This is a genomic window from Arthrobacter sp. 01N442 (assembly GCF_056399345.1).
Genome location: NZ_JBFTRD010000002.1, coordinates 473,786 through 493,574, shown reverse-complemented (window position 1 = coordinate 493,574; position 19,789 = coordinate 473,786). Strand labels below are relative to the sequence as shown.

General features: G+C 67.8%; 21 protein-coding genes and 1 tRNA gene. 13 read left to right on the top strand and 9 right to left on the bottom strand.

Features of this window, described 5'->3' with window-relative positions; all coding sequences use genetic code 11:
• The first annotated feature begins 180 nt into the window (after positions 1–180).
• Positions 181–263, top strand: a tRNA-Leu gene (locus AC1DNC_RS04735).
• An 81-nt stretch (positions 264–344) separates the two neighbouring features.
• On the opposite strand, the gene AC1DNC_RS04730 is transcribed toward AC1DNC_RS04735, so the two are convergent.
• Complete coding sequence (locus tag AC1DNC_RS04730) at positions 345–1,340, bottom strand: zinc-binding metallopeptidase family protein (protein WP_476861394.1); 996 nt, start codon at positions 1,338–1,340, stop codon at positions 345–347.
• A gap of 75 nt (positions 1,341–1,415) precedes the next feature.
• The gene (locus AC1DNC_RS04725) at positions 1,416–2,105 is read right to left on the bottom strand and encodes a TetR/AcrR family transcriptional regulator (protein WP_476861393.1); all 690 of its coding nucleotides are present in this window, start codon (positions 2,103–2,105) and stop codon (positions 1,416–1,418) included.
• 169 nt (positions 2,106–2,274) lie between these two features.
• On the opposite strand from AC1DNC_RS04725, the gene AC1DNC_RS04720 reads away from it, so the two are divergent.
• The 4 genes from AC1DNC_RS04720 to AC1DNC_RS04705 all read left to right on the top strand — a co-directional run bounded on the left by AC1DNC_RS04720 (position 2,275) and on the right by AC1DNC_RS04705 (position 6,791).
• Positions 2,275–3,666, top strand: coding sequence for a flavin monoamine oxidase family protein (locus AC1DNC_RS04720; protein WP_476861392.1), 1,392 nt, complete (start codon positions 2,275–2,277; stop codon positions 3,664–3,666).
• Positions 3,667–3,734: 68 nt separating this feature from the next.
• Complete coding sequence (locus AC1DNC_RS04715) at positions 3,735–4,649, top strand: universal stress protein (protein WP_476861391.1); 915 nt, start codon at positions 3,735–3,737, stop codon at positions 4,647–4,649.
• Positions 4,646–6,172 carry an APC family permease gene (locus AC1DNC_RS04710; RefSeq protein ID WP_476861390.1) on the top strand — a complete coding sequence of 509 codons (1,527 nt, stop codon included), beginning with the start codon at positions 4,646–4,648 and terminating at the stop codon, positions 6,170–6,172. The genes AC1DNC_RS04715 and AC1DNC_RS04710 overlap by 4 nt, the downstream gene beginning before the upstream one ends.
• A gap of 136 nt (positions 6,173–6,308) precedes the next feature.
• Entirely contained in the window at positions 6,309–6,791 is a 483-nt protein-coding gene (locus AC1DNC_RS04705; protein ID WP_476861389.1) for a pyridoxamine 5'-phosphate oxidase family protein, read from the top strand.
• Positions 6,792–6,811: 20 nt separating this feature from the next.
• Here the strand turns inward: AC1DNC_RS04705 and AC1DNC_RS04700 are convergent, their stop codons facing one another.
• Together AC1DNC_RS04700 and AC1DNC_RS04695 are read right to left on the bottom strand one after the other, a co-directional pair.
• Entirely contained in the window at positions 6,812–7,450 is a 639-nt protein-coding gene (locus AC1DNC_RS04700; protein WP_476861388.1) for an NADPH-dependent F420 reductase, read from the bottom strand.
• Positions 7,447–8,076 carry a hypothetical protein gene (locus AC1DNC_RS04695; protein WP_476861387.1) on the bottom strand — a complete coding sequence of 210 codons (630 nt, stop codon included), beginning with the start codon at positions 8,074–8,076 and terminating at the stop codon, positions 7,447–7,449. The genes AC1DNC_RS04700 and AC1DNC_RS04695 overlap by 4 nt, the downstream gene beginning before the upstream one ends.
• A gap of 146 nt (positions 8,077–8,222) precedes the next feature.
• On the opposite strand from AC1DNC_RS04695, the gene AC1DNC_RS04690 reads away from it, so the two are divergent.
• On the top strand, positions 8,223–8,600 hold the full coding sequence (locus tag AC1DNC_RS04690; protein ID WP_476861386.1) for a VOC family protein: 378 nt from the start codon (positions 8,223–8,225) through the stop codon (positions 8,598–8,600).
• Between the two features lie 92 nt (positions 8,601–8,692).
• Here the strand turns inward: AC1DNC_RS04690 and AC1DNC_RS04685 are convergent, their stop codons facing one another.
• The gene (locus AC1DNC_RS04685) at positions 8,693–9,097 is read right to left on the bottom strand and encodes a DUF5997 family protein (RefSeq protein ID WP_476861385.1); all 405 of its coding nucleotides are present in this window, start codon (positions 9,095–9,097) and stop codon (positions 8,693–8,695) included.
• Positions 9,098–9,175: 78 nt separating this feature from the next.
• On the opposite strand from AC1DNC_RS04685, the gene AC1DNC_RS04680 reads away from it, so the two are divergent.
• Positions 9,176–9,913: a LysR family substrate-binding domain-containing protein gene (locus tag AC1DNC_RS04680; protein ID WP_476861384.1), complete on the top strand. Its 738-nt coding sequence runs from the start codon at positions 9,176–9,178 to the stop codon at positions 9,911–9,913.
• Positions 9,914–9,935: 22 nt separating this feature from the next.
• Here AC1DNC_RS04680 and AC1DNC_RS04675 read toward each other — a convergent pair whose 3' ends face one another.
• Positions 9,936–10,271 (bottom strand): hypothetical protein, encoded by a 336-nt coding sequence (locus AC1DNC_RS04675; RefSeq protein ID WP_476861383.1) that lies wholly within the window; start codon positions 10,269–10,271, stop codon positions 9,936–9,938.
• A gap of 130 nt (positions 10,272–10,401) precedes the next feature.
• Here AC1DNC_RS04675 and AC1DNC_RS04670 point away from each other — a divergent pair, with 130 nt between their 5' ends.
• Positions 10,402–10,923, top strand: coding sequence for a hypothetical protein (locus AC1DNC_RS04670; protein WP_476861382.1), 522 nt, complete (start codon positions 10,402–10,404; stop codon positions 10,921–10,923).
• Between the two features lie 23 nt (positions 10,924–10,946).
• Here AC1DNC_RS04670 and AC1DNC_RS04665 read toward each other — a convergent pair whose 3' ends face one another.
• On the bottom strand, positions 10,947–11,633 hold the full coding sequence (locus AC1DNC_RS04665; RefSeq protein ID WP_476861381.1) for a GntR family transcriptional regulator: 687 nt from the start codon (positions 11,631–11,633) through the stop codon (positions 10,947–10,949).
• 121 nt (positions 11,634–11,754) lie between these two features.
• Between AC1DNC_RS04665 and AC1DNC_RS04660 the strand changes: the two genes are divergently transcribed.
• From AC1DNC_RS04660 to AC1DNC_RS04640, 5 genes are all read left to right on the top strand, one after another.
• The gene (locus AC1DNC_RS04660; protein ID WP_476861592.1) at positions 11,755–12,513 is read left to right on the top strand and encodes a LamB/YcsF family protein; all 759 of its coding nucleotides are present in this window, start codon (positions 11,755–11,757) and stop codon (positions 12,511–12,513) included.
• 106 nt (positions 12,514–12,619) lie between these two features.
• Positions 12,620–13,981, top strand: a complete 1,362-nt coding sequence (locus tag AC1DNC_RS04655; protein WP_476861380.1) for an MFS transporter — start codon at positions 12,620–12,622, stop codon at positions 13,979–13,981.
• A 41-nt stretch (positions 13,982–14,022) separates the two neighbouring features.
• Positions 14,023–15,735, top strand: coding sequence for a 5-oxoprolinase subunit B/C family protein (locus AC1DNC_RS04650; protein WP_476861379.1), 1,713 nt, complete (start codon positions 14,023–14,025; stop codon positions 15,733–15,735).
• A complete protein-coding gene (locus tag AC1DNC_RS04645; protein ID WP_476861378.1) occupies positions 15,735–17,507 on the top strand; it encodes an acetyl/propionyl/methylcrotonyl-CoA carboxylase subunit alpha in 1,773 nt (590 codons plus the stop codon). Before AC1DNC_RS04650 ends, AC1DNC_RS04645 begins: the two co-directional genes overlap by 1 nt.
• 89 nt (positions 17,508–17,596) lie before the next feature.
• Positions 17,597–17,893, top strand: coding sequence for an antibiotic biosynthesis monooxygenase family protein (locus AC1DNC_RS04640; protein ID WP_476861377.1), 297 nt, complete (start codon positions 17,597–17,599; stop codon positions 17,891–17,893).
• A 32-nt stretch (positions 17,894–17,925) separates the two neighbouring features.
• On the opposite strand, the gene AC1DNC_RS04635 is transcribed toward AC1DNC_RS04640, so the two are convergent.
• Positions 17,926–18,525, bottom strand: coding sequence for a DUF6919 domain-containing protein (locus AC1DNC_RS04635; protein WP_476861376.1), 600 nt, complete (start codon positions 18,523–18,525; stop codon positions 17,926–17,928).
• 201 nt (positions 18,526–18,726) lie between these two features.
• The gene (locus tag AC1DNC_RS04630) at positions 18,727–19,737 is read right to left on the bottom strand and encodes a bile acid:sodium symporter family protein (RefSeq protein ID WP_476861375.1); all 1,011 of its coding nucleotides are present in this window, start codon (positions 19,735–19,737) and stop codon (positions 18,727–18,729) included.
• Between the last annotated feature and the right edge of the window lie 52 nt (positions 19,738–19,789).

Sequence of the window (19,789 nt, the reverse complement as noted above, 5' to 3'; positions counted from 1 at the left end):
GGGACAGCGCGGGAGCCGCCGGGGGCTGGCCGGTCCGTTTTTGAGCGCCGTAATCGCGCCGGTTTGGCACCCCGACAGCCCCGATTGGTGTTTTCCCGCAATTGTCCGTTATGCTTGATCTCGCTGCTTTTACGAGGTTGCTGGTCCGGTTTCCGGGCCTTCAGCAGTGAAAGAAGTTGCGCGCGAGTGGCGGAACGGCAGACGCGCTGGCTTCAGGTGCCAGTGTCCGAAAGGGCGTGGGGGTTCAAATCCCCCCTCGCGCACGCAAATGAACGAACCCCGGTCTTCGGACCGGGGTTCTTTTTTGTTGCCCGCCGCCGAGCTCTTCCGGCCGAGCTCCTTTCTCAGTTGGCCGCTGCCGACATGCGCAGAGCGTGGACGAATTCGAGCTTCTCGATCACGGCATCGGAGAGGACGAAGGGGTAGAGGTCGTCTTTGCCCATGCTGCGGTTGACCTGGTTCAGGGCGATCGAGAGCGGGAGCCATTCGGTTTCCACCAGGGCTCGGAAAGAGGGTTCCCGGTTCGCGGCGGGGAGCAGGCCAAATTCCCGCGCCGTGTCGAGGGTGTCCCAGATGTGCAGGTAATGGGCGAATGACTCGGCAAAGTCCTCATAAGGGTGCATGGTTGCGTACTCGGAGATGAACCGATCGTTCCAGTTCTCCGGAGCGCCTTCGCTGTAATGCCGGTCAATTTCCGCCTGGTAGTCCTTGGTGTCGTCGCCAAAGAGACCGCGGGCCTCGCGCGTCCGCCCGGCGTCGCCGAAGACGAGCACCGTCTCAAAGTAGTGCCCCACCTCGTGCCGGAAGTGGCCGAGCATCGTGCGGTAGGGCTCGTCCAGCTGGGCCCGCATCCTCTCACGGTAGGCGTCGTCGCTTTCGGCCAGGTTGATGGTGATGACGCCGCCAGCGTGTCCGATCATCACTTTTTCGTTGACGCTCGACAAAAGGTCGAAGGCCAGGCCGCCGTCGGGGTCTTCGGCGCGCGTGGTGATTGGCAGCCCAAGCTCGTCCAGTTCGGCAACGAGGCGGCGTTTGGCCTGCTCCGCCGCGAGGAACTGCGACAGGCCCTTGGCATCGCTGTCATTGGGGCGGGTGCGCGTGAGCTCACAACTGAAGCATTGGCTGCCGCTCTGGGGCCCAAGCCAATTGCACCCGGAAAGGGCTGCATTCGCACAGCGGCGCCAGATGGCTCCCGACGGGTCCGTGTACTGTCCGTGCTTGTCTGTCGCAACCACGGCCCGCGACGTGCGCAGATAGGCCAGCTGCGTTCCGCAGTGCAAGCAGGCCGAATTTTCGAAATAGACGGCTGAACCGCACACACCGCAGGACTGTTTTTTCACTTCCCGATCCTACCGACCAGTCGGGCTGCCCCCGGTCCGCCCGGCCGGTTCCGCGCCGCCGGTTTAACCGCCGGTTTAACCGCGCAGAGCCCCGAAGCCCGCGATCAGCGCCTCAAGGCCGAGGCCGAAGGCGACATCGGCCTGGTTCGCGTAGCCCTGCTCTCCGAGGCTGGCGACGGCGGCGGAGAAGTTCGGCGTCGCGGCCGCCAGGCTGCCGGAATCGAAGATGTCCGCCGGAGCCGTCACGTCGTAGGCCGAGCCGAAGATGAACGATTCCAGGGCCACGATGGCGGAGATGATGCGCTCCTGCGGGAAGCCTGCCCGGCTGAACCCCGCGCTCACCGCCTCATACATGGCGAGGGTCTTCGGTGCATCGGCCACCGGGAGCACCGCGATCACCGGGATCAGCGGCGTGTGCCGCGAGAAGACGTCACGGTAGCTCCAGGCCCAGTCCCGCACCGCTTGTTCCCACGGTTCGGTCTCGAAAGCCGACACGTCCACAAAGGACGTGAGGTGGTCCTGGATGAGGACCAGCACCTCGCGTTTCGAGGAGACATGGTTGTACAAGGCCGACGGCGCCACGTTCAGCGAGCGGGCCAGAGCCGCCATGGTGAAGCCGTCATAACCGCTCTTGCGCACCAATCGCAGGCCCGCCGCGGTGATCCCGTCCTGGTCGAGGACAGCAGAAGGAGGCCTGCCGACCCTGCGGCGCGGCTTGGCATCGGGTCGGTGCGGATCCGCGGTGACGCTTTTGGCTGCCGGCATTCCGGGCCTTTCTACTGGGCTGTCCTCTGGACTATTCCACCGGATTATTCCACCGGATGCGATCTTGCGCCGGGGTCTTCCCTCTTTGCAACGTTACCGCTATAGTCGTCCTAAATGAATGGCATTCATTTAGTGGTTCGCATCACTCCGCGGCCACAGAGAGGACATCATGCTGGAACTTGACCGCGACGTCGTCATCGTTGGAGCCGGCCCCGCCGGCCTGACCGCAGCCCGCGGGCTGCAGAAGGCCGGACTGAGCGTCGCCGTGCTCGAAGCCCGCGACCGGGTGGGCGGCCGGACCTGGACGGACACCATTGACGGCGCAATGCTGGAGATCGGCGGCCAGTGGGTCTCCCCGGACCAGACAGCGCTCCTGGAGCTCCTCGATGAGCTCGGACTGAAGACGTACGAGCGCTACCGTGACGGCCAGTGTGTCTACATCGGCGCCGACGGCAAGCGCACCCTTTACTCCGGTGACACCTTCCCGGTCAGCGACGCCACCGCTGCCGAAATGGACAAACTGACCGCACTGCTGGACTCGCTTGCCGCGGAAATCGGCGCCAGCGAGCCCTGGGCCCACCCCAAAGCCCGTGAATTGGACACCATTTCCTTCCACCACTGGCTGCGCCAGAACTCCGCCGACGAGGAAGCCTGCAACAACATCGGCTTGTTCATTGCCGGCGGCATGCTGACCAAGCCGGCCCACGCCTTCTCCGCCCTGCAGGCAGTCCTGATGGCGGCGTCGGCTGGTTCCTTCACCAACCTCACCGATGAGGATTTCATCCTGGACAAGCGCGTCGTCGGCGGCATGCAGCAGGTCTCGCTGCTGCAGGCTGCGGAACTGGGCGACGACGTCGTCCTCTCCAGCCCGGTGCGCACGATTAACTGGGAGGAAGGCGCGGAAGGTGGCGCCCACCGGGTCACCGTGATCTCGGACCGCGCCACCGTGAACGCCCGCTTCGTGGTCATGGCCGTGCCGCCGAACCTCTACTCCCGGGTCTCCTACAACCCGCCGCTGCCGCGCCGCCAGCACCAGATGCACCAGCACCAGTCCCTCGGCCTGGTCATCAAGGTGCACGCCGTCTACAGCACGCCGTTCTGGCGCGAAGACGGTCTGTCCGGCACCTGCTTCGGTGCCGACGCGCTGGTCCAGGAGGTCTACGACAACACCAACCACGAAGACCCCCGCGGCACCCTGGTGGGCTTTGTCTCGGACGAAAAAGCGGACGCCATGTTCGAACTCAGCGCCGAGGAACGCCGCCGCGCCATCCTCGAGTCGATTGCCGGCTTCCTGGGTGAGAAAGCCCTTGAACCGGAGGTCTACTACGAGTCCGACTGGGGCTCCGAAGAATGGACCCGCGGCGCGTACGCCGCCAGCTACGACCTGGGCGGCCTGCACCGGTACGGCAAAGACCAGCACGCTCCGGTAGGCCCGATCTACTGGGCTTCCTCCGACCTCGCGGCCGAGGGGTACCAGCACGTGGACGGCGCAGTGCGGATGGGACGCCGGATCGCGGCCCGGATCGCGGCCGCTGCCGACCGCGCACCGGCCGCCCGCTAGTCCGGCGAAGCCCGAAGCAACAACCCTTGTCCCAGATCCCTAACGAATAAAACAGAGAGGTCGGCCAGATGCGTTACGTAGTGGGGTATTCCGCCAATGCCAGAGGCCGTGATGCCGTCAATCTGGCTGTCTCCCTGGCCCGCGGCCGTGGAGCGAGCCTGGACCTGGTGGTGGCCATCCCGGACGCCGGACCGTTCAACGCGGCCCACGCTCCCGCCGCGGGTTACGACAATTACCTGCACCAGCAGGCGGCGGAATGGCTCGACGAAGCCCTCGCCCTCATCCCGGCGGACGTCCCCGCCAAGGCCCATGTCCGCAGCGGGGAATCAGACGCGCAGACCCTGATCGAGGCCTGCGAGGAATTCCAGGCGGACATGCTCATCATCGGGGCCACCAGCAACGGACTCTTCAAGCGCTTCACCGTCGGCTCCGTGGCCAGCGCCCTGCTGCACGCAGCGACCGTTCCGGTGGCGCTGGCTCCGCACGGCTACCACCGCCGGGAGGCGCTGACCCGCGTCAGCTGCGGGCTGGGGAACCGTGCCGGTGCCGAGGAACTCTTGGATTTCGCGGTCTCGATGGCAGTGAACCGGGAGGTTCCGTTGCGCGTCGTATCGCTGCTAACCCTGGATGCTGGCGACTCGGACGTGGCGGCCGATGCCGCCCGCGACTACGCGCAGAAGCATCTTGCGGCAGCCCTGCCGGCCGATGCTTCCGGCGCCGCGCCGGCCGCTAAGGCCGACGTCGTCGTCGCCCAGGGCCGCAGCGTGGAAGAGGCCGTGGACCGACTGGACTGGGAAGACGGCGAGGTGCTGCTGATCGGCTCAAGCCGCCTCGCCCGGAGCCGCTCCATCTTCCTGGGCAGCACCGCCAACCGCATCCTGCGCGCCCTGCCGGTGCCGATGATCGTGGTCCCCAGCGACTACGAACTCAAGCACCTGACCCATTCAACGTCGAATGACACCTCCCGAGAGGCACAAGCATGAGCACCGAACACGCGACCGCCAAGGCCGCAACACACACCCAGGACCATGGCCTGAGCGAGAAGGGCCTGAAGGCCGGATCGGTGGGGCTGATCGGCGCCGTCGTCATCGGCGTCTCCTGCATCGCCCCGGCCTACACCCTGACCGCCGCCCTGGGCCCGACGGTTTCCGAGGTCGGCGTCCACCTGCCGGCGATCTTCCTGGTCGGCTTCATCCCGATGCTGCTGGTGGCCTTCGGGTACCGCGAGCTGAACAACGCGATGCCCGACGCCGGCACCTCGTTCACCTGGGCATCGCGGGCTTTCGGCCCGTGGCTCGGCTGGATGGGTGGCTGGGGGCTTATCGCGGCGACCATCATCGTGCTGTCCAACCTCGCCGCCGTCGCCGTGGACTTCTTCTACCTCATGCTGGCCCAGCTCTTCGGCAACCCGGATCTGGCGGACCTGACCACCAACCTGCCGCTCAACATCGCCACGACGCTGGTCTTCATCGCCCTGGCCTGCTGGATTTCGTACCGCGGCATGGAAACCACCAAGACCGTCCAGTACGTCCTGGTCGCGTTCCAGCTGCTGGTGCTGGGCTGGTTCGCGGTCGCCGCCTTCAGCCACGTGGCCAACGGCACGGCCTTCGACGCCACCGCCATCGCGCCGGACTGGTTCAACCCCTTCGCCGTCGAATCCTTCTCCGCCTTCGCGGCCGGCGTCTCGCTGTCCATCTTCATCTACTGGGGCTGGGACGTCACGCTGACCATGAACGAGGAGACCAAGAACCCGGAGAAGACCCCGGGCCGCGCGGCCACCGTGACGGTCCTTGTCATCGTGATCATCTACATGACCGTCGCCCTCGCCACGCTGGCGTTCGCCGGCATCGGAACCGAAGGCCTCGGCGCGGGTAACCCGGACAACCAGGGCAGCATCTTCGCCGTGCTTGCCGGACCCGTCATGGGCCCGTTCGCGATCCTGATGTCGCTGGCCATCTTGAGCAGCTCGGCCGCATCGCTGCAGTCCACCTTCGTTTCCCCGGCCCGGACCCTCCTGTCGATGGGCCACTACAAGGCGCTGCCGCACAAGTTCGGCAAGATCAGCCCCAGCTACAAGTCCCCGAGCTACGCCACCATCGCCTCGGCCGTGGCCGCCGCCGTGTTCTACGTCGTCACCCGGACCCTCTCCGAGAACGCGCTGTGGGACACCATCACGGCCCTCGGCATGATGATCTGCTTCTACTACGGCATCACGGCCCTGGCCTGCGTTTGGTTCTTCCGCGCCGAGGCCTTCAGGGGAGCGCACTCGTTCTTCTTCAAGTTCCTCGCCCCGCTGCTGGGCGGCGTCATCCTGCTGGTGATGTTCGTCAAGACCGCCTACGACTCGATGGATCCGGAGTACGGTTCCGGCTCGTCGATTGGCGGCCTGGGCTTGGTCTTCATCCTGGGCATGGGCGTCATCCTGCTCGGTGTAGTGCTCATGCTGGTAATGGCCAAACTCCGCCCCGAGTTCTTCAAGGGACAGGTCCTGACCCGCGGCAACTGATTCGGCGGACGCCAATCCGGATCTCCGAAGGTCCTTCTTCCGCCAGTCCCGAGTGTGCCTTGAAAAGTAAGCACACTTATCAATAGGCTGACGGGAGGAGGACCTTCCTCCGTTGAATCAAGGACGAGGTGAGCGCATGTCGGACGCACAGGACATCAAAAAGGTGACGGACATCATTAACGATTCGCGGATCGGGATGTTCACCACCATCAACGAGCAGGGTGCCCTGGTCAGCCGCCCGCTGGCCGTCCAGGACGTCCAGGACGACGGCGACATGTGGTTCTTCACCTCCGAAGGCACCTCCCAGGTAGCGCACATCACGGCCAACCCCGCCGTCAACGTGTCCTTCGGCAAGGGGACCGAGTGGGTGTCCGTGGCGGGCACGGCCAACGTGGTCACGGACCGCCAGGAAATCCGCGACCGGTGGAACCAGGCCGTCGAAGCATGGTTCCCGGACGGTCCGGAAACCCCGGAGGTTGTCCTGCTGCGCGTGGACTCCGATTCGGCCGAGTACTGGACCAGCCCGGGCGGTACGGCGGCGACCGTGCTGCAGTGGGTGAAATCCAAGGTCACCAACAGCCGGATGAGCGTCGGCGAAAGCGGCACGGTCGAACTCTAGGCCGGCGCGGTTGGCGCTGCTCAGTCGAGGATCTTCAGCGCCGTTCCCCAGTTGAAGGTCTCGTACGCCGGATTCATTTGCAGGCCGATCACCAGCAACTGCATCCCCTCCAGTTCGCGGGCGTGTCGCAACGCCCCGACCTGGAGGGGCCGGAGTCCCGCCGCGGCAACGAACGCCGCCACCTCGTTGCGGGCCGGCTCCGAGTCCGAGGCGATGAACACATCCAGCTGTACGCCTTTCGTGGAGCCCTCCGCCAGGGGACCGGCGAACGTCGTGTTGAACGCCTTCACCACCCGGGCCCCGGGAAGAAGTCGGGCCACCTCTTCCGCCGCGGATGTCCCGGGCTCGACCTCCAGCGAGTCGCCGGTCTGCATGTTGACCGGGTTGCTGATCTCGATCACGGTCTTACCGCTTAGGGTGTCGCCGTAGTGCGTGGCCACTTCCCTGGCCGGCTCGAAGTACAGGGCCAGAACCACAATGTCCCCCTCCGGAACATCGCCAAGGCCGCCGGAGGTCGTGTTGGCGCCAAGCTCCGCCGCGAGTTTGGCGGCGTTGTCCGGACTGCGGTCGAGAATCTGGATGGACCGCCCGGCCGAAACCGCCCGTAAGCCGATCGCACGGGCCATGTTGCCGCTGCCGATAATCGTGATGTCAGTCATCGTGCCCCTTCATTGGAAACGTCCAGCGCGCCGGCGGCGCGCTCTGCCTCTGCCAGTGCTTGTTCGAGCCGGTCGACGGCGTTGCTGTAGCCGCCATTTGTCCTGCCGGCGTCCGTTCCGGCCCGGAATGATCCACCGCGCAGCTCCTCGGCGGCCCTCATGGCCTTAATCATGGCCGCCGTCTCCGGCCGGGCGGGATCGCTCATGGCCGGGAAATCGATGCAGAACGCGGGGTCCAATTCATAGCGCTGCCACCGGGCGAGGGCCGCGCGGTGCCGCTCGGACGCTGCCGCATCCGCGATGGCTGCGGCCCGGAGCGTACGCCTAACCTCCTGCCAACGGAACAGCCTGGGCGTCCAGCGGTAGCTGGCGGCAGCCGTCGTGACGGCGAGGGCTGCGAGCATCAACCCGGTCACGGGGGAGACCAGCGAGGGCAGGAGAACAGCCGGGCCCACGATCGCGAACCCGGCGAAACCGTCCCAGAACACGGCGTCCGGCAGCCCGCCCTCGGACGCCGCGTGCTTCCGGGCAAGGTAAACCGTGCCGGCAACGGCAAGCGCGACGAGGAGGGCCAAGGACAGGAGTTGCCAGGCCCCCAGCGGAGCAGACTCAAATAGTGACGGCATGGCGCACCTCCCCACGGAACCCGTCCCGGGCGGGCGCAGTTCCGTTGATTCCATTGGAATCCATCCGGGTCAGGCCGTCAATGGGCGGTGCGGCGCCGGGCAGGGCTGGTTCCCAGCCGGGTCCGTCGCGGCGTAGCCTAGGGCCCATGCGACTGAAAATGTGCAGTATCCACGTCAAGGATCCGGCCGCCGCCCACGAGTTCTACACCGGAACCCTGGGCTTCGAGACACTCATGGCGATGCCCGAACAGAACCTCTACATCATCAAGGATCCGGGCGGCGGGGAGTCCGCGGGGTTGTTGCTGGAACCCAGCGACAACCCGATCGGTGCCTCCTACATGAACGCGGTTCACGACGCCGGGATGCCCGCCATCGTGTTCGGCGTCCCGGACGTGCGGGCGGAGTACGAGCGTCTCACGGCCAAGGGCGTGATCTTCCAGGCGGAACCGTCGGACAGTCCCTGGGGGACGAGCGCGGTGCTCGACGACGGCTGCGGCAACTACGTCCAGCTGCACCAGGACTGAGCGCCGTTTCGACGGTTCCCTGCCGGATCGATGGTCCGTAGCGTCGAGTGTGCACGGAACCGTCGAAACGGGCTGCGGGGAAGGGACGGAGGCTACTCGGCCTTGGCGCGGGCCTTCTTGGCGTCCTTCTTGGCAGCCTCGTCCTTGACGCGCTGGGCCTCGGCACGGACCGCGGCGTGGGTGGCGCGCTCGGCGACCAGCCAGGCCGGGGGAGCCTGCAGCAGCGCGGTGATTTCCGCCGTCGTCAGTGCCTCTTCGACGCCGCCGCGGGCCAGGCCGCTGATGGAGACGTTGAGCTTCTGCGCGACAACGGGGCGCGGGTGCGGGCCGTTGCGGCGAAGCTCGGCGAGCCACTCCGGCGGATTGGCCTGAAGCTCGGCGAAATCGGCCCGGGTGATAACCGAATCCTGGAACTCCTGGGGCGTCGCGGGCAGGTAGATGCCAAGCTTCTTGGCGACGGTGGCCGGCTTCATGGACTGGGAGTTCGCAGAGGTCATGCTTCAAGGGTATCTGGCGGCCAGCCCGCAGGGCACCAAAACAGCACCACCCGGCGGCACTGAAGGTACTGTGAACGTGTGCCCGCAGAAGAAGAAACAGCCCAGCTCCACGACGAACAGCCGCCCGCACCCAGGGAACTGCGGTTCGCGTACGTTGCCGGTGTCACCCCCGGTAAATGGATCCGACGCTGGGAAGAGCGGATGCCCGACGTTCCGCTGCATTCCTTCATGTCCGACGACGGCGCCCAGCTCGCCGTCCTTCGCGACGGCTCGGCGGATCTGAGCTTCGTCCGGCTCCCGGTGGAGCGCGAGGGCCTGAGCGTCATCCCGCTCTATGAGGAACAGCCCGTGGTGGTGGCGCCGAAGGGCCACGAGATCTCCGTGTTCGAAGAGGTGGCGCTGGCGGACCTGTCCGCCGAGACCTTCCTCGATGTCGCCGCGCTGGGCGGGGCCGAGCAGGCGCTGCAGGTGGTTGCGTCCGGTGCCGGGCTGGTCGTCCTGCCGATGTCCGTGGCCCGGCACTTCAACGTCAAGGACACGGTGGCCCGGAAGCTGACCGGCGCGCCCACGACCGAGATCGCCCTGGCGTGGCCCAGCGATTCAACCGATGCGGTGATCGAGGAATTCATCGGAATCGTGCGCGGCCGTACCGCCGCCAGCTCCCGGCAGCCTTCGGCCCAGCAGGAGAAACCCAAGCGCGAGCCGAAGCCGGACCGGCGCGGACCCGCGGTCAAGAAGCCCAAGGTGGCACAGCGCTACGCGCCGAACCCGGACAAGGGCCGCGGCAAGGGGTCCCGGAAAAAGGGAAAGCGCTAGCCGCCCAACCAGATCCTGCGGGCTACTTGGCGCAGGCGTCCTGCAGGGCCTTGACCGAATCCGCCGGCACCTTGTCGCCCGAGTCCGCGATCTGCTTCAGCGGCGTGGTGATCTCCGCCGGCACCCCGGCGCTCTGGGCGCCGGACACCAGGCCGGCCAGGGCCTTCTTGTCCTGGACGCTGACCAGGCCGTCCGCCACGAGGGAACAGGCCTGCTTCTTGATCTCGTTGCCGGCCGCGCTGGCCACCTGGGAGGCGCCGTCGCTGACGGCTTTATCGGCCGCCTGCTGCACCTGGCCGCAGCCGGAAAGCATGATCATGAGTGATGCGGCGGACAGGGCGGCGAGGCGTCGATTCATCCCGCCAGCCTAGCAAGAATGCTCCGCCCGGCTGGGCCCGGTCCGGCAATCCGCAGGGTCTTCCGGTGCACCCGGGCCGGGCGTAATCTGTGCGCACTTGCAGGACGGACAGTTCATGGAGGTGGGCACAATGTCGGACAAAAAGCAGGTGCTGGGGGTCGGTGTAGGAGACCTGCAAAGCGCGGTCTCAAGGGAGTCCGCACGCATCATGCGGGAGGCCAAGGGAGACCGGCTGAAGGCAAGCAAGATCATCCTGGCCAGGCTCCAGGAGATGGGGTTCATTACCGACGCGGAGGTTCCGGTCCTGGGCCGGATCTGCGAGGAAGGATTTGCCGCCAGCTCCGGGAAGAAGGAGGCGTCCGCGGCCTACCACGAAGTCCGGAAGGCCTACGACAAATTGCTCCTGGATCCGGGAGCCAGCCCGGTGGCACTGGCCTTCGCCTCAGCCTCGGCTGGCTCTTACGTGGCTGTGGACGCCTCGGAGGGCGGTGGCAGCACCGGCGTCGTCTACAAAAAATCCGGCGGAAACTGGCAGGAGACACTGGCCGGGGCGGGAGCCGCGATCGGCGGCATCCTCGGCGGTCCTGCCGGGGCAGGACTGGGCACCATCATCGGAGGCGTCACCGGCAAGATCGTGGACGAGTGCCTCTGAGTCCCGCCCGACCCGGAACGGGCCTACTCCCCGTGGACGGCGCTTTGCTTCTGCTCCGAGCGGTCCAGGTAGGCCAGCAATAGGTCAGCGGCGCGGTCCGGTTCGCCGGCTTCCAGCGCCGCGCAGATCTGCTCATTGTCGTCGAGGTAGCTGCGGTAGAAGTGCGCATCCACCGTGGCCTTGTGGAAGAACAGCCGCATCTCGGCGAGGATCTGCGACATGGTCGTGTCCAGGCGGCGGCTGCCGGCCAGCGCCACGATCGCGCGGTGGAAGTGCTGGTTGGCGGTGCCGAGGGCTTCCTCGTCGTCGGCGGCCGCCGCCGCTTTGCCTTCCTCGACCGCGGCGCGTACGGCGGCCACCCGCTCTGGAGTGCCCCCGCCGCGCAGGGCGGACACCTCGATGGCGCGCCGCACCGTGTACACATCGTGGATGTCGCCGGGGCCAAGGCTGGCCACGAAGACGCCGCGGTTGGGATGGCGGACCACCAGGCGCTCGGCCGCCAGTTCGGCAAAGGCCTCCCGCACCGTGTTCCGCGAGACGCCCAGCTCCTCGGCGATAACCGATTCGGTCAGCCGGGTGCCGGGCAGCAACACTCCGTCGGCGAGCTGCTGGCGTAGTTCGGCCGCCACCCGGTCCGCCACGGAGGGGACGGCGATGCGCAGTCGTGCCGCGGCAGCGAGGGCGCCGGCGCTGGCCTCGGAAGTCGTCATAGTGCCGAATCTACACGATTGTCCTCAGAAAGAATTGTCAGATTGTTGAACAATCCAACAGGATGGTGCATCCTTGTAGAGAGCAAGAACTGAGACGAGGATCACAATGGCAAACACCGGCTTGAACACCATCGACCTGAACAGCGACGTCGGCGAGTCCTACGGGCGCTGGAGCCTGGGCGACGACACCGCGATGTTCCAGTCGGTCTCGAGCGCCAACGTCGCATGCGGGTTCCACGCCGGAGACCCCAGCGTGATCCGAAGGACCTGCCGCGAGGCGGTCGCGGCCGGCGTCATGATCGGCGCCCACGTCGGCTACCGCGACCTGGCCGGTTTCGGCCGCCGTTTCCTCGACATCGACCCGATCGAGCTGGCGGACGATGTTGTCTACCAGATCGGCGCACTGCAGGCTCTAGCCGCCGCGGAGGGCGGGACGGTCAGGTACGTCAAGCCCCATGGCGGCCTGTACAACGCGATCGTCGCGCACACCGCCCAGGCGAAAGCCGTCGTCGACGCCGTGAAATCCGTGGATCCCAACCTCCCCATCCTGGGCCTGCCGGGCTCGGAAGTGCTCCGCTTGGCCGAGGCGGCCGGGCTCCGCGCGGTCACCGAGGCCTTCGCGGACCGCGCCTACAACCGGGACGGCACGCTGGTTTCCCGCACGCTTCCCGGGGCAGTGCTGCACGACCACGCCGAGGTCACCGAACACGTCCTCCGGATGGCCACCGACTCTGCCGTCCGCACCGTCGACGGTTCCATCCTTAAAATCCGCGCAGAAAGCATCTGCGTCCATGGCGATTCCCCGGGAGCCGTGGCCATGGCGGCCGCCGTCCGCGAGGCTCTCAGCGCCGCCGGCATCGGCACCGCCTCCTTCGTCTAGGCACACCACCAAGAGCTTCGCCCGCGCCGGGTCCCACCCCCGATCAACCCGGCGCAACCTCAACAACCCACCCAGCACAGGCAGCACCCGCATCTGGAGGAACATCATGACCGCACCGCACCAGGCCGCCCCGGCCACCGGCAAGACGGCCGGCAAGAAGGCCGGCAAAAGGAACCTGCCGCCGGGCGCCCTTAAGGCCTACATCGCGAGCGTCACCGGCACCTCGCTGGAGTACTACGACTTCGCTATCTACTCCGTGGCTTCGGCGCTGATCTTCCCCAAGATCTTCTTCCCGGTGGGCGACGAGCTGGTTGGCCTGCTGCTGTCCTTTTCCACCTTCGCCGTCGGCTACCTGGCCCGCCCCATCGGCGGCATCATCTTCGGCCGGCTCGGCGACAAGATCGGCCGCAAGCACGTCCTGGTGGTCACACTCATGCTGATCGGCGTGGCCACCGTGCTCATCGGCGTGCTGCCTGACTACTCCGCGATCGGCGTCGCCGCTCCCGCGATCCTGGTGCTGCTGCGCCTCGCGCAGGGCATCGGCGTCGGCGGCGAATGGGGCGGGGCCGTCCTGCTCTCCAGCGAATTCGGCGACGCCCGCAAGCGCGGCTTCTGGTCCTCGGCCGCGCAGATCGGCCCGCCGGCCGGCAACCTGATGGCCAACGGTGTCCTGGCCCTGCTCGCGGCAACCCTCAGCAACGAGGCCTTCCTGTCCTGGGGCTGGCGCGTGGCCTTCCTCGCCTCCGCCCTGCTGGTGGTCTTCGGCCTGCTGATCCGGCTCAAGCTTGAGGAAACCCCCGTCTTCAAGGCCATCCAGGCCCACGGCGAGGCCCCCAAGGCACCCATCAAGGAAGTTTTCACCAAGGAACCCCGCGCACTGGTGGCAGCCGCCCTCTCCCGCATCTGCCCTGACGTGCTCTACTCCCTGTTCACTGTCTTCGTGGCCCTGTACGCCACCAAGCAGCTGGGCATGACCACCGGCAACGTCCTCGGCGCCATCCTGATCGGCTCGGCGTTCCAGCTGGCCCTGATCCCGGCCGCCGGCGCGCTGACGGACCGCTTCAACCGCCGGCTCGTCTACGGCATCGCCGCCGTCGGCACGGCCGTGTACATCCCGCTGTTCTTCCTGATGATCCAGGGCAAGTCGGTGCTGATGCTGACCATCGGCGTCGTGATCGGCCTGGCCTTCCACGCCTTCATGTACGGCCCGCAGGCGGCCTACATCACCGAGCAGTTCCCCGCCCGGCTGCGCTACGCCGGCAGCTCGCTGGCCTACACCCTGGCCGGTGTGATCGGCGGCGCCGTTGCACCGCTGGTCTTCACGGCACTCTTCGCCGCCACCGGCAACTGGTTCCTGATCGCCGGCTACCTCGCGGTCTCCGCCGTGGTGACCGTGGTGGGCCTGGCGATCGGCAAGAACCCGCAGACCAGCGAGGAAGAACGCCTGCTGCAGGAAGCCCGCGCCTAGCCGGCGCGGACCCGGATACGGCGGCAATCATGGAGGCAGTAATGGAATCGGTGGCAAAGCAGCAGGTGGCCGGCCACAAAGTGCGCGCGGTGCGGGCAGTGGGAACCCGCGCGGTGCTCGCCGAACTGACCGGCACCCAGGCCGTCTTGGCCCTGCAGGCGCTGCTCCTCGAGCACCCCTTGGCCGGGCAGCTGGACGTGCTCGCAGCCGCCGAGACTGTCATGGTCACGGCCGACTCGCCGAACGCCGCCCGCCGGATCGCCGCGCAGCTGCTGCAGCTCGACCTCACCGCCCCGGTGCAGCGCGACGGCGGCCTGGTCCTCATCGATACCGTCTACGACGGCGAGGACCTCGCCGAGGTCGCGGAGCTGACCGGCCTCGGCATCGAGGGCGTGATCACCGCCCACAGCAGCCAGCAGTGGACCGTGGCCTTCGCCGGGTTCGCCCCGGGGTTCGGCTACCTCGTCGGCGAGAACGAGGCACTGAACGTCCCCCGCCGGAGTTCTCCCCGCACCGCCGTGCCCGCCGGGGCAGTGGCCTTGGCCGGAAGCTACTCCGCCGTCTACCCGCGCCGTTCGCCGGGGGGCTGGCAGCTAATCGGCCACACCGACGCCCGGATGTGGGACCTGGACCGCGAGCAGCCTGCGCTGGCCGCACCTGGCCACCGGATCCAGTTCCGTGCAGTCCGGGAAGCGGTCACGCTCGCCCCGGAACCGCAGCCCGAGGATCGCCCAGAAGCCCCTTCGGCGGAGGTGGCATCCGGGCTCCGGGTCGTCTCGCCCGGACTGCAGAGCCTGATCCAGGACCTCGGACGCCACGGCCACTCCGGCCTCGGCGTTTCTGCCTCCGGCGCCGTCGACCGTGCCTCGCTGCGCCGCGCAAACCGCCTCGTCGGCAACGCACCCGGCGCAGCCGGTATTGAGACAGTGGCGATCGAGACCGTAGCCGGCGGCCTCACAGTCGGACTGACGGTCCAGGCCGTCGGCGACCAGGTCCTGGCCGTCGCCGGGGCGCCGTCGGAACTGTCCATCTGCACGCCGGCCGGCCGCGAGGTAGAACCGCTGCACCGCACCGTGCCGGTGGCCACGCCCTTTGCCCTCCTCGACGGCGAGACGCTGAGCATTGGCGCCCCGGAAAGCGGCTTCCGCAGCTACCTCGCGGTGCGCGGCGGGGTGGACACCGCCCCGGTCCTCGGCAGCCGGGCCACCGACACGATGTCCGGGATCGGGCCCGCCCCACTCGCCGCCGGGCAGCTCCTCGCCGCCGGCGGGGAGGCCGAGTCAGGCGTGGTCGGGAACCCGGAACTGCAGCCCGACTTCCCCGGAACGGCCGTTACCGTGCTCGATGTCGTGCGCGGCCCGCGCGCGGACTGGTTCGACCGGGCCGCCCTGGACTCCCTCACCGGCCAGGAGTGGCAGGTGAAACCGCAATCCAACCGCGTGGGCATGCGGCTGGACGGAACACCGCTGCAGCGCACCCGCGAGGGGGAGCTGGCCAGCGAAGGGACGGTTGCCGGCGCCCTGCAGGTCCCGCCCGAAGGCCTGCCCGTCCTGTTCCTGGCCGACCATCCGATCACGGGCGGCTACCCCGTGATCGCCGTCGTCGTCGACTCCCAGCTGGACCTTGCCGCGCAGGTCCCGATCGGCGGCAGCATCCGTTTCCGCTGGGCCGAGCCCGGCGTAACCCCGGCGTCCGCCACCCCCGCAGCCACCCCCGCCTCCACCCCCGCAGCCGAACGAGAAGTGAGTAACTGATGCGCAAGGTCCTGATTGCCAACCGCGGCGAAATCGCCGTCCGGATCGCCCGGGCCTGCGACGACGCCGGCCTGGCGTCCGTCGCCGTCTACGCCGACATCGACGCCGACGCCGTGCATGTCTCCGCGGCAGACGAGGCCTACGCACTGGGCGGCAATTCGCCCGGGGACACCTACCTGAACATCCCCAAGCTGCTCGCCGCCGCGGCAGAATCCGGCGCCGACGCGGTCCACCCCGGCTACGGCTTCCTGTCCGAGAATGCCGACTTCGCCCAGGCGGTCCTCGACGCCGGACTGACCTGGATCGGGCCCGCGCCGGACGCGATCCGGCTGCTGGGCAACAAGATCACCGCCCGCGAAACGGCAGTCCTGGCCGGCGCGCCGCTCGTGGCCGGCAGCGACGGCCCGGTCGGGTCCGCGGCGGAAGCGCGTGCCTTCGCCGAGCTGCACGGCCTGCCGATCGCGATCAAGGCGGCCTTCGGCGGCGGCGGCCGCGGCATGAAGGTGGTCCGCGCCCTCGACGAAATCGAAGAGGCCTTCGACTCCGCCGTCCGCGAGGCGGTCGTCGCTTTCGGCCGCGGCGAATGCTTCGTGGAGCGTTACCTGGACCGGCCACGCCACGTCGAGGCACAGGTCCTCGCCGACACCCACGGGAACGTCGTCGTCGTCGGCACCCGCGACTGCTCGCTGCAGCGCCGGCACCAGAAGCTGGTCGAGGAGGCCCCCGCACCCTTCCTTACGGACGAACAGAAGCAGCAGATCTACCGGGGGTCCAAGGCCGTCTGCCGGGGGGCGGGCTACTCCGGCGCCGGCACGGTGGAATTCCTCGTTGCGGCGGACGGCACGGTCGCTTTCTTGGAGGTCAACACCCGCCTGCAGGTGGAGCACCCCATCACCGAGGAGACCACCGGGATCGACCTGGTCCAGGAGCAGTTCCGGATCGCGGCGGGGGAGCCGCTGCGCTTCACCGAAGATCCAACGCCGCGTGGCCACTCCTTCGAATTCCGGCTCAACGCCGAGGACGTGGGCCGTGGCTTCCTCCCGTCGCCCGGCACCGTGGCCCAGTTTTCCGGCCCCACCGGGCCCGGGATCCGGCTCGATTCCGGGGTCCGCTCCGGCTCGTTCGTCCCGCCGCAGTTCGACTCGCTGCTGGCCAAGCTGATCGTCACCGGCGCGGACCGGCAGCAGGCCCTGCGTCGTGCCCGCCGCGCCCTCGCGGAACTAAGCATCACCGGGGTAGCCACCGTGGTTCCTTTCCACCGGGCCGTCCTGGAGTCCCCGGATTTCACCTCGGAGGACGAGCTGGGAATCCACACCCGCTGGATCGAAACCGACTTCGCGGACACGGTCTCCATCGCGGCCGACCCCGGATACAGCACCACGGCGCCCGACGGCGAACGCCGCACCATCACGATTGAGGTCGACGGCAAGCGACTCGCCGTCGGACTGCCGGCGGACCTGCTGGACGGCTGGGCGCGCTCCGGCGGCGGACTTCCCGCCGGCGTTTCGTTGGAGGGTTGGACCGACGCGTCCGACGGCGGCGCCTCCGCGGCTGCTGACCCGGGGGAGCTGCGGGCGGACATGGCCGGAACCGTGGTGAAGTGGCTGGTCGAGCCCGGGGCCGAGGTGGCCGCCGGGGAACCCGTCGTCGTGCTGGAAGCGATGAAGATGGAAACCCAGGTCTCCGCACACCGGGACGGAACACTCTCGGACGTTCGCACGGCGGCCGGCGGCGTGGTCGCGGCCGGAGCCGTGCTGGCGCTGATCGGATAACCCGGCGGGCAATCCGGCCCTACCGCGTCGCCACTCCCCGGAACATAATCGGCGGTATCAACCCCGTACGGAGAATGGAGGCGGCAGCCATGTCTGTCTACACGCTTGGAATCTGGCTGGTCCACCCGGGACGCGAGAATGATTTTGTCCAGGCTTGGCGCGATCTGGCGAGGAAGACGCAGGAGGACTACCCGCATACCAAGGCTGTCCTGATGCACGACCACGACGTCCGGAACAGGTTCATCAGCACCGGTCCATGGGAATCGCTGGAACAGATCGACCAGTGGCGGGCGTCAGCCACCTTCACCCAGGGGGTCGAGGCGATGCGCGAGATGCTGGAGCACTTTGAATCGCGCACGCTCGACGAGGCGGCCAGCATCGGCTGAAGGCGCAGCTGGCGGGGAGGACGCCGTCGTCGTCAGTCTGACGTCAGCGCCTCGAGGACCGCAGCCAGCAGTACACCGTCGCGGCCCCAGACGGGGTCGAAAATCTCGACGTACCAGGACTCGGCCAGGACCAGCGCCAGCGATTCGTTGGCCTCGGCGGACCAGTCCTGAAGCTGCTCCGCTTCGATCGGGCTTTCGCTCGTGCCCAGTACGGTGACGATCTCCGCTTGCTGGAGGGTCACCGGAATCGAGGCGCGGCTCATTTCCCCCGGGGCGTGTGCCACCGTCACCAATTCGGTCCGCGCGGAAAGATCCAGCAGGCTGCCGGCCGACTCTGCTGCGCAGTAGCCCGTCACGTAGGCCCGCTGGGCGTTGCCGTCCTCCCTGAGCCCGGGCTGGGATTCCTTGGTGAAGAGCCCGTTCCGGTTGAGCTCGGCCAATTGCCCGGCGATCGCCCCGGTTTCTGCGTCAATGCCGGGGGTGAACGTTCCCGGCTGGTACTGGCTCCGGCCTTCCAGCCAGCGCGCGGTCAGTTCTCCGGCCGCCGGGATCGTCGTCGCCTGCCGCCAGACCTGCCGGTCCGCAAGCAGCCTGCCGAAGCTGTCCCGTTCAGTTGTGTATTGGTCATCCATGAGCGAGTCCCACCTCCCCTGCGTGCCTTGAACCCGGTTCACTTCATCCTGCTGAACCCGCGCCTGCACCGCAAGACGGGATTCACACCGCGTCACCCGAGCTTCGCCCGCATCCAGCGTCGATTGCTCCGTAAACGCCGTTTTGAGGCCTGAAAACGGCGACTACGGAGCAACCGATGGGGGACGCGGTCCGCGCCGGCCTTAGGCGTCGCGCAGCGGGCGGCGGGCCAGCCAGGCGGCCACAATGGCGCCGGAAACGTTGTGCCAGAGCGAGAACACCGCGGACGGCAGTGCGGCCAACGGGGTGAAGTGCGCCGTTGCCAGCGTCGCGGCAAGGCCGGAGTTCTGCATCCCCACTTCAAAAGCCAGGGCGCGGCGCGCCTTGTCGTCCAGGCGGCCGAGCTTGCCGGCCAGGTAGCCGAGGCCCAGGCCGAAGCCGTTGTGCAGCACCACGGCGAGGAACACGATGCCGCCGGCGGCCACGATCTTGTTCGCACTGCCTGCCACCACAATCGCCACAATCAGCGAGATGACCACGGCGGAGGCCCAGGGCAGAGCCGGGAGGACCTTGGCGACGACCTTCTTCAGGAACAGGCGGGCCAGCAGGCCGGCAACCACCGGCAGCAGCACGGTCTTGACGATGTCCAGCACCATCCCGGCCGCATCGATCTGCAGGTAGGAACCGGCCAGGAACAGCACCAGCAACGGCGTGACGATCGGGGCGATCAGCGTCGACACCGAGGCGACGGCCACCGAGAGGGCCACATCGCCCTTGGCCAGGAACGCCATCACGTTCGACGCCGTGCCGGACGGTGCGCAGCCAACCAGGATCAGCCCGACGGCGAGTTCCGGCTCGAGGTGCAGCGCCTGGGCGATCAGCCACCCGGCGCCGGGCATGATGACGTAGTGCGCCACGATTCCCAGCACCACGGCCCACGGACGCTTCGCCACGGAGGCAAAATCCGGCGGGGTCAGGGTCAGGCCCATGCAGAACATGATGATGCCGAGCAGGTACGGCACGCTCGGCGCGAGCGGTTTAAAGGCACCCGGCAGGAGGAAGCCCGCGACGCCCACCACCACCACCAGGAGCGGGAACACGGTGACCGCGATGCGGGCGATCTTGGCCTCGGCGGCGAGGGCCGGATTTACCGGAGCGTCCGCGTCGGCGCGGGCCTCCGAAGCGGATTCAGGGGATTTGGTTGCCTCAAGCATCCAAGCATGGTGCCACTGGCGTCCGCCATGCGGCTACTTTATGACCAGTCGG